At 56.0% G+C, this 13,725-nt stretch carries 11 protein-coding genes; 9 read left to right on the top strand and 2 right to left on the bottom strand.

From position 1 onward, the window contains the following. Positions 1-36: 36 nt before the first annotated feature. A complete protein-coding gene (dnaX, locus tag KQP88_RS07830) occupies positions 37-2,151 on the bottom strand; it encodes a DNA polymerase III subunit gamma/tau (RefSeq protein WP_216705311.1) in 2,115 nt (704 codons plus the stop codon). Positions 2,152-2,867: 716 nt separating this feature from the next. On the opposite strand from dnaX, the gene KQP88_RS07825 reads away from it, so the two are divergent. The 5 genes from KQP88_RS07825 (at position 2,868) to KQP88_RS07805 (ending at position 10,330) form a co-directional block, all read left to right on the top strand. Continuing rightward, on the top strand, positions 2,868-5,783 hold the full coding sequence (locus KQP88_RS07825; RefSeq protein WP_216705310.1) for an aldehyde dehydrogenase family protein: 2,916 nt from the start codon (positions 2,868-2,870) through the stop codon (positions 5,781-5,783). Between the two features lie 39 nt (positions 5,784-5,822). Next, entirely contained in the window at positions 5,823-6,980 is a 1,158-nt protein-coding gene (locus KQP88_RS07820; RefSeq protein ID WP_216705309.1) for an MFS transporter, read from the top strand. 201 nt (positions 6,981-7,181) lie between these two features. Next, complete coding sequence (locus KQP88_RS07815; RefSeq protein ID WP_200994128.1) at positions 7,182-7,934, top strand: substrate-binding periplasmic protein; 753 nt, start codon at positions 7,182-7,184, stop codon at positions 7,932-7,934. A 110-nt stretch (positions 7,935-8,044) separates the two neighbouring features. Next, entirely contained in the window at positions 8,045-9,727 is a 1,683-nt protein-coding gene (locus KQP88_RS07810) for an acid phosphatase (RefSeq protein ID WP_216705308.1), read from the top strand. Between the two features lie 105 nt (positions 9,728-9,832). After that, positions 9,833-10,330 (top strand): N-acetylmuramoyl-L-alanine amidase, encoded by a 498-nt coding sequence (locus tag KQP88_RS07805; RefSeq protein ID WP_216705307.1) that lies wholly within the window; start codon positions 9,833-9,835, stop codon positions 10,328-10,330. A gap of 70 nt (positions 10,331-10,400) precedes the next feature. Here the strand turns inward: KQP88_RS07805 and KQP88_RS07800 are convergent, their stop codons facing one another. Then, complete coding sequence (locus tag KQP88_RS07800; RefSeq protein WP_253950565.1) at positions 10,401-10,883, bottom strand: hypothetical protein; 483 nt, start codon at positions 10,881-10,883, stop codon at positions 10,401-10,403. Positions 10,884-11,116: 233 nt separating this feature from the next. On the opposite strand from KQP88_RS07800, the gene KQP88_RS07795 reads away from it, so the two are divergent. From KQP88_RS07795 to KQP88_RS07780, 4 genes are read left to right on the top strand one after another with little or no spacing between them, the layout of a single operon-like run. Beyond that, positions 11,117-11,614 carry a PAAR domain-containing protein gene (locus KQP88_RS07795; RefSeq protein ID WP_216705306.1) on the top strand — a complete coding sequence of 166 codons (498 nt, stop codon included), beginning with the start codon at positions 11,117-11,119 and terminating at the stop codon, positions 11,612-11,614. A 2-nt stretch (positions 11,615-11,616) separates the two neighbouring features. Continuing rightward, positions 11,617-12,363, top strand: a complete 747-nt coding sequence (locus tag KQP88_RS07790) for an alpha/beta hydrolase (RefSeq protein ID WP_216705305.1) — start codon at positions 11,617-11,619, stop codon at positions 12,361-12,363. Beyond that, complete coding sequence (locus tag KQP88_RS07785) at positions 12,360-12,875, top strand: hypothetical protein (RefSeq protein WP_216705304.1); 516 nt, start codon at positions 12,360-12,362, stop codon at positions 12,873-12,875. Before KQP88_RS07790 ends, KQP88_RS07785 begins: the two co-directional genes overlap by 4 nt. Then, the gene (locus tag KQP88_RS07780) at positions 12,872-13,708 is read left to right on the top strand and encodes a hypothetical protein (protein WP_216705303.1); all 837 of its coding nucleotides are present in this window, start codon (positions 12,872-12,874) and stop codon (positions 13,706-13,708) included. Before KQP88_RS07785 ends, KQP88_RS07780 begins: the two co-directional genes overlap by 4 nt. The last annotated feature ends 17 nt before the right edge of the window (positions 13,709-13,725 follow it).

Genomic DNA, 13,725 nt, shown 5'->3' with positions numbered 1-13,725 from the left:
TTCGTTTGCGCAACGCCACAGGCGTCGAGCCGTCAGTTAATGAGTCTGCGCTACGGGAGCGTCCACGGGTTTGATCGTATCCTCCCGGATCACTGCGCCAAACTGTTGCAACATCTGCTGGATGAACGGATCGGCATGAATCGAAGCCTCGGCCTGACGCTGACGCTCGGCACGCAAGCGGGACGCCGCCTGAGCCGGGGTTTCCTGCTCGGGCTTGATCAGCTCGATACTCAAATTGATCGTGCGGCCATGGAACTGGTTCAACGCATCATTGAGGCGACGCTGCTGAGTCGAGTTGAACAAGGCGCTGTGGGCCGGGTCCAGGTGCAGCAGCCAGTTATCGCCTTCGGCCTTGATCAGTGTGCAGTTGGCGGCGATGCTGCCTGTCATGCCTGAAATCGGCAACTGCGGGAACATTTCCAGCCATTGCAGCGCAAGGCCCGTGGCCGGCATTGCAGCCGGTTCTGGCTCGGGCTCAGATGGCTCGGCTTCGGTGACACTTTCGTGGGCCAGCTCATCGAGATAGCTATAGGAAGCAGGATCGATGTCGATATCCGGCTCTACATAATCGTCATCCGCAGGCGGCTCGTCGTCGCGATCCATCGGGGCGGACATATAGGCCGAATCCGGAATCGCCTCAAGCATGCCCGGAGTCACCTGCTGCTCGGCCACCGGCTCGGGCTGCTGGACCTGCGGCGCATCCGGCACCGGGCTGGCAGGCTCGGGCGCAGGCATCGGCGTCAGCTCGGGCTGCTCGGCCACGGTTTCCAGCACGGGCTCCGGCTCTGGCTCGGCGACAGGCTCAGGCACCGGCTCGGCAACAGGCGCCTTGGACTCGATCCATGGCAGATCGATTTCCTCGACCGGCGCAGCGTCTTGAACAGGCGGCTGCACGGGCTCGGGCGCAGGTTTTTCAACGACAGGCGCAGGCGCGACAACCGGAGCCGGCGCAGCAACAGGCGTGACGGGAGCAACGGCAGTGGCAACTGCCACCGGAGGCCGGGAATCAACTGCGGCCTGGTTGATCCCCACTGGCTTTAGCGGCTGTCTCGGCGCATCGGCGCTCTCGGCAGGCCGGAAGGCCAGCATGCGCAGCAGCACCATTTCAAAGCCGCCACGCGGGTCCGGCGCCAGAGGAAGATCGCGACGTCCGATCAGGCCCATCTGGTAATAGAACTGTACATCTTCGGCGGGCAGCGCCTGGGCCAGCGCCAGTACGCGATCACGGTCACCATGACCGTTGTCGACACCCTCGGGCAGCGCCTGGGCAATGGCCACGCGGTGCAGGACGTTGAGAATCTCCGACAGCACGCCATTCCAGTCAGGCCCCTGCTCGGCCAGATGACGCACGGCCTCCAGCAACCCGCGTGCATCGCCCTCAAGCAAGGCGGTCAGCACATCGAACACCTGACCATGATCCAGCGTGCCCAGCATGGCGCGCACATCCGCCGCCATGACCTTGCCTTCACCGAAAGCAATCGCCTGATCGGTCAGGCTCATGGCATCACGCATCGAACCATCGGCCGCACGGCCCAACAGCCAGAGCGCGTCGTCCTCGAACGGCACATTCTCGACACCCAGCACATGGCTCAAGTGCTCGACCACACGCTCGGGGGTCATGTTTTTCAGCGAGAACTGCAGGCAGCGCGACAGAATCGTGGCCGGCAGCTTTTGCGGGTCGGTGGTCGCCAGGATGAACTTGACGTAGGGCGGCGGCTCTTCAAGGGTCTTGAGCAGCGCATTGAACGAGTGGCTGGACAGCATGTGCACTTCGTCGATCAGGTAGACCTTGAAGCGCCCGCGGCTCGGTGCGTACTGGACGTTATCCAGCAACTCGCGGGTGTCCTCGACCTTGGTCCGGCTCGCGGCGTCGATCTCGATCAGGTCGACAAAACGGCCCTCGTCGATTTCCTGACAGACCGAACACGTGCCGCAAGGCGTTGAAGTAATGCCGGTTTCGCAGTTCAGGCACTTGGCGATGATCCGCGCAATGGTCGTCTTGCCGACGCCACGGGTGCCGGTGAACAGATAGGCATGGTGCAGCCGCTGGCTGTCCAGCGCATTGATCAGGGCCTTCAGCACATGAGTCTGGCCGACCATTTCGCGGAACGAGCGCGGACGCCATTTACGTGCAAGAACCTGATAACTCATTGAAAACCGTCGCAACTGGGAAGCGGAAGACCGCTAATGCTAGCGGAGCAAGAGCAAAATTGCATCTGGTCTCATGGGTTATCTGGCTCGTACGGCGTTTCTCACCCAGGTCTGAAAACGCGCACCAGCCTTGTCCATGATGCAGAGACGAATAAAGAACGCGCTCACAAGGGTGGGCAAGATGAATAAGTCACTGGTTGAAAGTTTTTCATGGCGTGCAGGGATTGAATTTCAATAAAAGGCTGGCGTAAGCTCGGACAACTTATCGTCAGCCCTCAAGAAGAGAGCACTCACGATAAGCATCAATACCAGATCAGGACGCTGCATTTTACAAGGGTTGGCAGATAACAGGTTATTCAGGTTTACGGTTATCTGCCTGTAATTGAATACTGCACATACGGCATAGACGTATGGGCAATTATCTGACTATTGATATCTCCCATGTCGCTTTCCCTAGTGAACCCGTCGTTATATCTGATGCATGCCCACAAGGACATGGCCTGGCTAGATGGCCAGGTGACGAACAGTCGTCGCTGCATTCTTTTTGCCTTTACCTTCTCGCCTCCCCTCTGAAAAAACACCCACTCGCCATTCGGGCCTCACAACCTTCCGATAGCGAGTCAGGGCTTTGCCGTGTCTATCAGCGATGACGTTATCGCTTTTTACATCACGTCCTGCGGGGGACGGTTAATTGCATCAAACAGGAAGTTCATTGCATGTGGTGGAAAAGTCTTGCTCGGCAAATTCAGGAAAGAACTGCCGATAATAAAGAAACGGTTGCCTTCGGCGCGGGCTTTGGTCCCTCCGGACTGCCTCATATCGGAACCTTGTGTGAGGTGTTGCGCGTCAGCATCGTCAGAACAGCTTTTGAACGAATATCTGGCAAGGATACCCGGCTTCTTATTGTTTCCGACGACATGGACGCCCTGAGGAAAGTGCCTGCGACCTTTGCTCAGTCACAGGCTCTGCAGAGCTGCCTGGGATTGCCATTGTGCGATATTCCCGACCCGTTCGAGAAAGCGAGAAGTCTGTCGGCCGGTATCAACGCCCGACTTGATCATGCACTGGCCCCCTATGGGCTGGATTATCAACTGATAGAAAACAGTACGCTTTATCGGTCCGGCTACTACAACTCGACCATTCGGCAGTTTCTCGCTCGAATGGAGTCGATCAACCAAGTGGTGGCATCACGTCTGGGGATCACCCGCAGAAAGAGCTACAGCATGTTCATGCCCGTGTCGCGATTTTCCGGACGGATCATTGAGCATCTGGTCGTCCGCAACGTGGATCTTCAGCGAGGAGAGATAACGTATCGGATTCCCCCGGATCTGCTGATCAACAGACCCGGCGAGGAGTACAGTATTACCTCTCAGGAATACTACACCGATGAGCCAATTGGCGAGGATATCACCACGTCGGTATTGGACGGATACTGCAAATTACAATGGAAAGCCGATTGGGCAATGCGCCTGATTCACCGCAATATCTCTTTTGAAATGCATGGTGAGGACCTGACTGACTCCGCGAATACCGTGCGTGATATCTGCGCAGTTCTGGAAGTACAAGCTCCGATCCTGATGAAGTACGGGCTCTTTACCGATATTGCCGGCAAGAAAATATCCAAAAGCAAAGGCAACGGTTTCTCGCTGGAGCAAGTCAGCAAGTACATGCCTGAAGAAGCGTTGCAGCATTTCATGTTCAGCAACCCTTACCGCACTACTCGTTTTCACCCACAGGTGTCGATCAAAGCGTATGACAATTACTGTGCCGACCATGCACGGCTGGTAGCAGGAGACGATGACAACCCGGTTGCTTATTTCCACCGCCAACCGACTCATCGCAAACGTCTCTCCACCTACCAGCGGATACTGAACATCCTGACCGCCTGCCATCCCGGTGATATTGATGCGGCTTACCATTACCTGCTCAAGCACGAAAAAATCCGGCAGGACATTCTCGCGGATGAAACCTTCACCCACGTCATACAGAAAGCGTTTACCTACTATCAGGAACGGATTGCCCCACGCTTCAAGCCACGCCTGATCAATGAGTACGCCGAATCACTCCTGTATCGACTGTCAGAACAATTCAAACAACTGTCACTGCATCACAAACCCATGGCGGACACACCGCTTACACACCTCTTTGATCAGGTTGGCGCCCCCAGTCACAACATGGCTTACCGGATGCTGTATGCCTGCCTGTTCGGTGAGGAAAGCGGACCACGGCTGGAGGAATACATCACTCGCATAGGCGTGCAGGCTTTTTGTATGGAACTCGAATCACGGATCGAACAGGCAATCAATCACAGGGAGAGTGAAACCATGAGCGCGCAAGTCAACCAAGCCATTACCGAGTCGCATGACATCCAGCGCTCGACCCCTGCTGTGCCTGCATCAGGCAGCGGACGAGTTCTGGAGGCCATCGATTTTCTGGAAGTCAAGGCACGTGCCGCAGCCTTTGCGCAGCATCTTCGAGACAATAAAGAAGCGATTGCCGAGAGCCTTTCAGGGTTCGAGTGCTACAACGTAGCGGTGGATGAAATCGAACGTTGCGTCGAGCTTCTGGAGAACCTGGAACTCAATAGTCCGTTCTTTGAGCGCAAGGTGCATTGCGTCACAAGTTATCTGCCACTCAACCAACCCATCTATGCAACGACATGCTTTGGTATCGTTCCTTCATTGATGGCCGATGAAGCCTGGCTTCGACCGCCTACCGCCATGCACTCGCACTATAGAAAACTGCTGGAATCCCTGCAGTTGACGCGTTTTTTCCCGAACCTGAACATCTCATTCGCAGATAAAGAGACATTCGTCAGCCAGACTGCCGCTATCTCAGATGCAGTGATCTTTACCGGCACACCGGAAAACGCGACCAAGGTCCGCAAGTCCTACCTCAAGCGCACCTTGTTCATTCTCAACGGAGCGGGCCATAACCCCTTGGTAGTGGCTGCCGATGCCTCGATCGACACCGCCATCGAAAGTGCCCTGCGAGTGGTGCTTTACAATCAGGGGCAGGATTGCGCAGGTCCCAACAGCATTCTGGTACACCGAGATGTCCATGCCGAATTCATTCATCGCCTGCGCGAAGAACTGTCCAAATGCGAGGGGCATGTCGGAGACTATGCCTGCAAAGAGAATATCGTAGGACCTAACAGCGATCCTGATCACACCCTGAAAGTGGTCAAGATGTTCAAGGAGTATCGGGAGCACTGCACATACGGCGGTGAAATCAACCCGATCAGTGGATTGATACGTCCCACCGTGTTTGAACGACCGTTGTCTCTGGGGGGCAATTACAAAGAGTTCTTTGCCCCGGTGTTCTTCGTGCAACCTTATGAAGAAGACGCCGAACTGGCGAGCTACTTCGAACACCCTCTTTATGCGCCCAACTCCATGTACGTGTCGCTGTTTGGCAGCAGCCCCTATATCGATGAACTGGTGGCGCGCGGAAAACATGATATGCAAACCGTACTCAAAAACACCGACCTGCATGTGGTGGAGAAAGGCTATAACCCGTACGGCGGTCACGGAGTTGCGGCGTCCTGCCTCTACGTAAATGGTGTCCGGATTGCCAAACCGACGTTACCGCAACGTGACATCCACGAACATCTTGTGGCGACTGGAGCATGAATGGGTTGTCTGAACGAGAGCAGACCCGAGGTATGACCGATGAATAAAGTACTGTTGGCGGCTCTGATACTGGGAGTCTCCATCGTCGGCCTTACTATCGGTGCGACCGTGCCAGTGGTTGCACTGCGCCTTTATCAGGCACAGGCTTCGAGCGTTCATATCGGTGTGATGTCTGCACTGCCAGCAGCCGGCATCATAGTGTCGGCCTTTATGGTGGACTGGCTCAGCCAGCGCTTGAGCCGAAGACACATCTATATGGGATGCTTCGCACTATCGGTCCTCAGTGTTGCAGCCATCGAGGTCTTCGCATCGACGCTCTACGGCCTGGCTCTGGCCAGGCTGGTGATGGGCGTGGCCGCCGGGATCATCATCATTCTCGGAGAATCCTGGGTCAATGAAATCGCCGAAGACTCCCATCGAGGAAGGATCGTTGCGATCTACACCACCTGCTTCACGATCTTCCAGGTGATGGGGCCAGGCATGGTGGCCATGTTCGGCACCGCAGGATTACAGGTGATCGGTGTGGTGGTGCTCGGGAATCTTCTGGCACTGGGGACGATCAGCTTCACCTTGCCCCGGCAGGTAATCTGGCACGGAAACGCAGAAAGCAAGACCTTCTCTGTGCTGGGCTTCATTCAGGTTGCACCGGCGCTCTGCATGGGCATCATCTTCTTCTCGTTCTTCGATAGCGTGATCCTGTCGATGTTTCCGGTCTATGCCGCCGAACACGGCTACACCGTCAAACTCGCAGCACTGATGGTGACGGTAATCCTGCTCGGCGATGCCGCTCTGCAGTTTCCACTGGGCTGGCTATCGGACAAAGTCGCCCGGCCTCTGGTCTATCTGGGTTGCGGGGTTCTGTCTCTGACCATCGGGGCGTGCCTGCCCTGGCTGATGAACCATCCCTTGCTACTCTGGCCAAGCCTGATCGTACTGGGGGCCGTTGCAGGCGGGGTTTACACCTTGGCAATCATTCTGATCGGCGAAGGTTTCAAAGGCCAGGATCTGGTCACGGCGAATGCCAGCGCCGGATTTCTGTGGGGCGTAGGCAGCCTGCTTGGGCCACTGGTCAGTGGCGCGGCGATGACCACCAGCGCTCACGGCCTGCCCCTGGCACTGTCGGCGGCGGCTGTGCTGCTGGTGTTGTTTACTCTACCGATGCTCAGGAGAACGATGCGGGTCAAGGCGTTGGGTTAAGGTTCAGACCGGGCTCCAGGACATGGAGAAAGGATAGGCAGCGTTATCCGCAAAACGCGGCTACATTTCCTCGGAGCCCGTCAGGATAGCCATGGATTTCACGAGCGGATGCACAACCACGAGCTGAACGAATGAAGTGCAAGGGTACTCTGTATGCGGTCTTTCAAAAGCCGCATCGTGCGGCTTGTGGCTGAGGCCCCCATGCGTCGAAACCCGATTCTGTTGTGCATTTCACTCCTGTTCAGCCCCCTGATCAGCGCCGCCGAACCGCCGCTGCGCTTTTCCGTGGCCGAAAGCTGGTCGATGCCTTTGATCCGTATCGAGAACCACCAGCCCACTGCCGGCATCCTGTTCGACATCATGCAGAGCCTGACGCATCAGTTAGGGCGAACCGCCGAATACCACGTGCTGCCGCGCCTGCGCGTTCAGCCGGCACTGGAGCACGGCGAAGTGGATGTGCGCTGCTACACCGCCAAGGCCTGGGTGCCGGAGCTGTCGGGGGATTACCTGTGGAGCCTGCCGTTCATGTATCAGCGTGACCTGCTGATCGCCTCGGCCGAAACCGCTGCCGGCCCTTACCCCGACCAGTTCGACCACGAAACCATTGGCACTGTGCTGGGTTACAACTACCCGACCATGGAGCATCTGTTCGCCAACCACAAACTGGTGCGCGAAGACGCACGCAGCCAGGAGCATGCGCTGCTCAAACTCATCGCAGGCCGCTATCACTACGCAATCGCCAGCCAACTGGTCATGGACTGGATCAACAGCGGCCTGCCCGATCACAAACGCCTGGAAGCCGTTTCAATGATCAGCGAGCAGGAAACCGGCTGCATCGTGCGCAATGACCCCAACATCCCCGCTCAGGAAATCCTCAGCACTCTGGCGCGCATGAAGGCCTCGGGAGAGATCCAGCGGATCATCGATCGCTACGCCACTGCCCCCGCTCCATGAAAAATCGTCGTCCCTGCGCTCGCCACTGATTTCTGTAGCAATATCGTCATAAAGCCTCGATACGCTCCACGGAAATCTTTGGTAACAATTAAAGCGAGCAGGTAATCCGCATGAGCGACAGACCAGACGACGACTCACACACCAACCCCGGCCGTCGCCGTTTTCTGGGAGGCATGGCGGCATTGGGCGCAGGCGTCACACTCGGCGGATACGCCAACGCCCATACCCAAGAAAAACCACCTGCCCGCGCTGAAAAACACCTGACCGGTGCCGAGCTGGACAAGGCACTCAAGCACCACATCAAGACCGTGGTCGTCATCTACGCCGAGAACCGCAGCTTCAATAACCTGTTCGGCGACTTCCCCGGCGTCGAAAAACCGCTGTCGGCCCTCAAGCCTGCCGACTACCAGCAGCGCGACCGCGACGGCACCCTGCTCAAGACCCTGCCGCCCGCCTGGGGCGGCGTCCTGCAACTCGGGCCGCAGACGGTGGATGGCGTCACCTACCCCGCTGGCGTGCAATATCAGGAAAACCTGCCCAACGCGCCCTTCCCGCTCAAAGGCCCCAATGGCGAAGACCTGCCCCTGAGCCTGGTCACTCGGGACCTGTGGCACGTGTTCTATCAAAACCAGATGCAGATCAACGAAGGCAAGAACGACCGCTTCGTGGCCTGGGCCGATGCGGGCGGGCTGACCATGGGCACTTACCCGCAAAGTCAGTACTCGTTGCGCCTGTGGGACGTCGCCAGGGAGTTCGTGCTGTGTGACAACTTCTTCCAGGGCGCTTTCGGCGGATCGTTCCTCAACCACCAGTACCTGATTTCCGCTACCGCGCCCTTCTACCCGGACGCCGCCAACTCTGCCGCCAAGGCCCAGATCGCCACGCTGCAAAGCGACGACCCGCTGGACCCGCGCCTCAAGCCACTGGACAAATCCCCGACCAGCGCCATGGAAGGTCCGCCACAGTTCGGCCCAAGCGCCATTACGCCAGACGGCTATGCCGTCAACACCCTGGCCCCGCCCTACTGGCCGACCTGGCTGCGCGACCCGCAGAACCCGGACTACTCCAAACCGGATCTGGCCAACGTGCTGGTGCCCCAGAGACACGAACACATCGGCGACAAGCTGTCGAAGAAAGGCGTCGAATGGGCCTGGTACGCAGGCGCCTGGCAAGTGACGCTGGACGAGTTCAAGGACTCCACCGGCATCCCGAAAATTCCCAACTTCCAGTACCACCACCAGCCGTTCAACTACTTCAAACAGCAAGGCCCGGACAACCCGGTCGAGCGCAAGAAACGCCTGCGCGATGGTGGCCTGGGTGACGAATCGAGCACCAACAGATTCCTGGCCGACGCCGAAGCCGGCAAGCTGCCTGCCGTAACCTTCTACAAGCCTCAGGGCAACCTGAACATGCACGCCGGTTACGCCGACGTCGCATCGGGCGACCGGCATATCGACCGGGTCATCAAAGTGCTGCGCAACAGCCCGCAATGGGAAAACATGGTGATCGTCATCACCGTGGACGAGAACGGCGGCTGGTGGGACCACGTCGCGCCGCCCAAGGGCGACCGCTTCGGCCCCGGCACACGCATTCCGGCACTGGTCGTCTCACCCTTCGCCCGCAAAGGCACGGTGGACCATACCGTCTATGACACAGCCTCGATCCTGCGCCTGATTACACGGGTTCATGGCCTGGAAACACTCGATGGCCTCAAGCGTCGCGACGACGCCATGCGTGCCCGCGGCCAGACACCCATGGGCGACCTGACCAATGCGCTGCAATTTCCTACCTGAATGACTGAAAAGCCTGTCAGCCGCTGTACACAGCGGCTGACTTGAGACACATGCCGCTCTCGTATTCCTTACAAGGCTCCAATGACCTTGCAAGGAATGCAGTACATGAACCAGACCTCAACCCCCTACACACTCAAGGATCGGACCAGCACCGACCTCATCGTCGTCCACTGCTCCGCCACCCGCGCCACGGCCGACATCGGCGTGCGTGAAATCACCCAATGGCATATCCAGCGCGGCTTCGACACCGTGGGCTATCACTACGTCATCCGCCGCAATGGCGAACTGGAAACAGGACGCCCGGAAAGCACCATCGGCGCCCATGTAAAAGGCCACAACCTCAACTCCATCGGCATCTGCCTGGCCGGTGGCGTAGACGCCAGCAACAAACCGGAAAACAACTTCACTGCCGCACAGTTCGCGACCCTCGAAACCCTGTTACAGCAACTCAAGGGCCGCTACCCGACTGCGCGCATCCTCGGCCACCGCGACCTGTCGCCGGACCGCAACGGTGACGGCAAGATCACGCCAGACGAGTTCATCAAGGCGTGTCCTTCGTTCGATGTGAGAGCATGGCTGGCGGGAAGAAACAGCGCGCTGTAAGCCATAGACAGCGGCCAATACACGCCGGGCATCATCGTCTGAAGCAATGACACCCGGCGTTTTACAGCCGTTACTTCATGGCCAGTTGAGCAGCTTGCTGCCCCTGCTCGGAAGTCAGGGTTCCGTTCTTGGAAAGCTTGTCCAGCGAGTTGCTGGCAGTCATCAGGCTGGCCGTAAGAGTAGCTATTGTCGACTGCAATACGCCAACACGGGATTGCTTGGTCTCCGGGTCCATACTCTGATCAGCCATCAGCGCCTGCAACTCTTGCTGCTTCTCGGCGATCTTCTGCTTCAGCTCACGAATCATCTTCAGAATACGCTGCGCACTGTCAGGCAAACCGCTGGATTCAATATCCTGATTAGGATTGGCTTTTTCCTGGGCGGCCTTCTGGAGGCCCAGACCCGACAACGACACTGTTACACCCTCAGCAGGCTTGGTGGGTTCGGTCGTGGTTGTCGCTGCTTCTACCGCCTCATCAACTGCTTTTTTCGACGTCACGTCCAGCATGGACAACGAGTTATTGTTGAGAGGCTGCGAACCGATGGCGATCATTGCAAATCCTTGAACACAAAATGTTTGTATTTGTATCAGGTCTGTATCGACAGTTGTACACAGAGCTTGAGGCCCTTTAACAAAATGTTTCTGCTCGGACCAAAGCCCGATACAACCTCGAGCGATTGCCGATCATCTGTCGTGCCTTTAGTATCGCAACCCTTGGCACAACCCGCAGGTACACGCGGGCAGCCAAATCCTTTCCCCTCTGACATTTTGAAACGGACCTTCAAATGAGTGGCAAACCTGCTGCCCGCCTTGGCGACCCCACCAGTTGCCCACTGCCAGGGCACGGCACCAACCCGATCGCCAGCGGCTCCCCCGATGTAAACTTCGACGGCCTGCCCGCCGCCCGCATGACTGACAAATCCGCCTGCGGCAGCCCCATCACCGGAGGCGTCAGCTCAACCGTCTTCATCAACGGCCTCAACGCTGCGACCATCGACAGCACCGGCGCACACGGCAACATCATCATTGGCGGCTCGGGCACCGTCATCATCGGCGACACCTTCGTCCCGGCCCCCTTCAGCGGCCTGATGCCGATGCCCGTGCACTTCAGCGACAAGCTCAAACTCATCAACGAAACCACCGGCGAACCCATGGCCAACCACGGCTACGCCATCCAGCGCGCCGATGGCAGCATCGAAGAAGGCGTCAGCGATGCACAGGGCTTTACCCATGTGGTGAGTTCGCACCTGGCTGAAAGCATCAAACTGTTTGTGGAAAATTGAGAATGGCCGCAGAACAACAAGCAGAAGAGATTGTGCTTTCAAACGGGAAGAGAGCGTGTGTGGCGACGACGCATACGTTGACGGCGGTTAATGATGCCGTGGTTAAAACAGTGCCGGTGGCAGAGAAGAAGGCGGTGGTGTTTTTTATTGGGGGGGCTGCGGATCAGGAGTCGTATTATTTTCAGGGGGCGAATCGTAACGTTGATGATGCCAAAGCCATATTCATTAGTAGGCTTGAAAAACATGGAACCTTGATTCCCAAGTGCACCATCGAGTCAAGAAGTTATAACACCGCAAAGGGTTCCGGCGATATTCAAAAGCACTTCATTGACAATATACCCAATAAATCATGTCCGGTTTATATCGTCGGGCATAGCTTGGGGGGATGGAATGGAGCACATCTTTCAAAAATACTTTCGGATGAATGTTACACCGTTAAATTCCTGGTTACACTTGACCCTGTAGGTGAAGGATTCTGGGTATGGCTAGGTTCAAATATCTATCACTCTACGCCGTCGCCAGTTGCCGAAACCTGGATTAACGTTCTGGCCAATTCGAGCAATCCAGATTCATCTGATAGCGTTGCCGAATTTGGAGAGCGCTGGATCATAACCAAGGGACCAACGACGAACAAAACCGCTGATATCCACCATGCTTCAGCGGACCGGCTGTTTATAGAGCCCGTACAGGGAGAAAAGTCTGCGTGCGATCTCATTATCGAGTCTATCCGTGGATTTTTTGGCCAATGAACAAGCACCATAGCTTTGCATTTTTAATAGCCATCTTGTGCAGTGCCTGTGCAAAAATACCAAACATCCCACCAGCCGACCTTGGCTTCTTGTCTTTTGAAAAGGGTCCAAATAATCTTTACATTGTCAACTTCACTTCAAACGTCGCATTATTAACCGCTTTCAAGGACTACGAAAACAGTAATCAGCTAACACCCGTATTGACTTGTTCCTTCGACGGCGACGAAAACTTTTCGGCGGACCACTCTATAAACATAAGAGCCGAAGGGCGGGTCAAGGCAAAAAGTCAAAACAAACCAAACCAGGACTTTTTTGCCGAGCTTATTTTCTACTACAACAACCCGGATGGCACCCAACATAGCATCAATGATTACGATGCCTTCAAGCCTCACCTTGCTCAACAGGCAAAAATTCCCTGCAAAATTCGCATTGCCTATTACGGATTTAAAACTTACTACACCAACACCTTATTTATTCCATCCGCGCCCATGATGCAAATACAAAGAAAATGAAGACATATCAAAATTTTATTTTCCTGGCCGCACTCTTATGTACTGCCTGCGCAAAAACGCCAAACATCCCACGCGCAGAACTTAGGCTATTGTCTTTTGAAACAGGCCCCCATAGCCGTTACACGGTGAGTTTTACCTCAAGCATTGATCTGATGCGCTCCTTCAACAATTACGAAAATAGCAACCAACAAGACCCGGTACTGATGTGCTCTCTGGATCACGACACAAACTTTTCAGCGGATCATGTTATTAAAATAAAAGCCAGAGGCTCAGTAAAAGCCAAAGATCAAAGCAGACTAAACCGCGACTTCATTTCAGAAGTATCGTTCTCCTACTCCAATCCAAACGGTAGCGAAAGCAGCCTAGATGAGTACGACGAAATAAGAACATTGATTGAGGATCAAGTATCGATCCCTTGCAAAGTTCGTATCGCTCCTTCATGGGGATACAAAAATTACTACACCAATACGTTCTTTATCCCATCAGCGCTGATACTGGAAAAAGTGAGGGAAAATAACTCAATCACTGAAAGCCCCCTACCTACCGCGCACCCATTTATTGCAGATCGCTGGCCTCCCACTTTAATATTCCCGGCGATGGGAATCCCTCTACCTGCGCCTATCGCCATCATCGACGATACCTTCTTTTCGGCACCCTTCAGCGCCAAGTTCAAACTCATCAACGAAACCACCGGCGACCCCATGGCTAACCACGCCTACGCAATCCAGCGTGCCGACGGCAGCATCGAACAAGGCGTCAGCGATGCCCAGGGATTTACACATAGGGTGAGATCGCATGTGGCTGAAAGCGTCAAAGTGTTTGTGGAGGATTGAAGGCGGCTGTTGAATAA

The sequence above is a fragment of the Pseudomonas lijiangensis genome (assembly GCF_018968705.1).
Taxonomy (GTDB): domain Bacteria; phylum Pseudomonadota; class Gammaproteobacteria; order Pseudomonadales; family Pseudomonadaceae; genus Aquipseudomonas; species Aquipseudomonas lijiangensis.
Note: the sequence above shows the minus strand (reverse complement) of the source record. Positions and strands in the feature narration are given on the sequence as shown.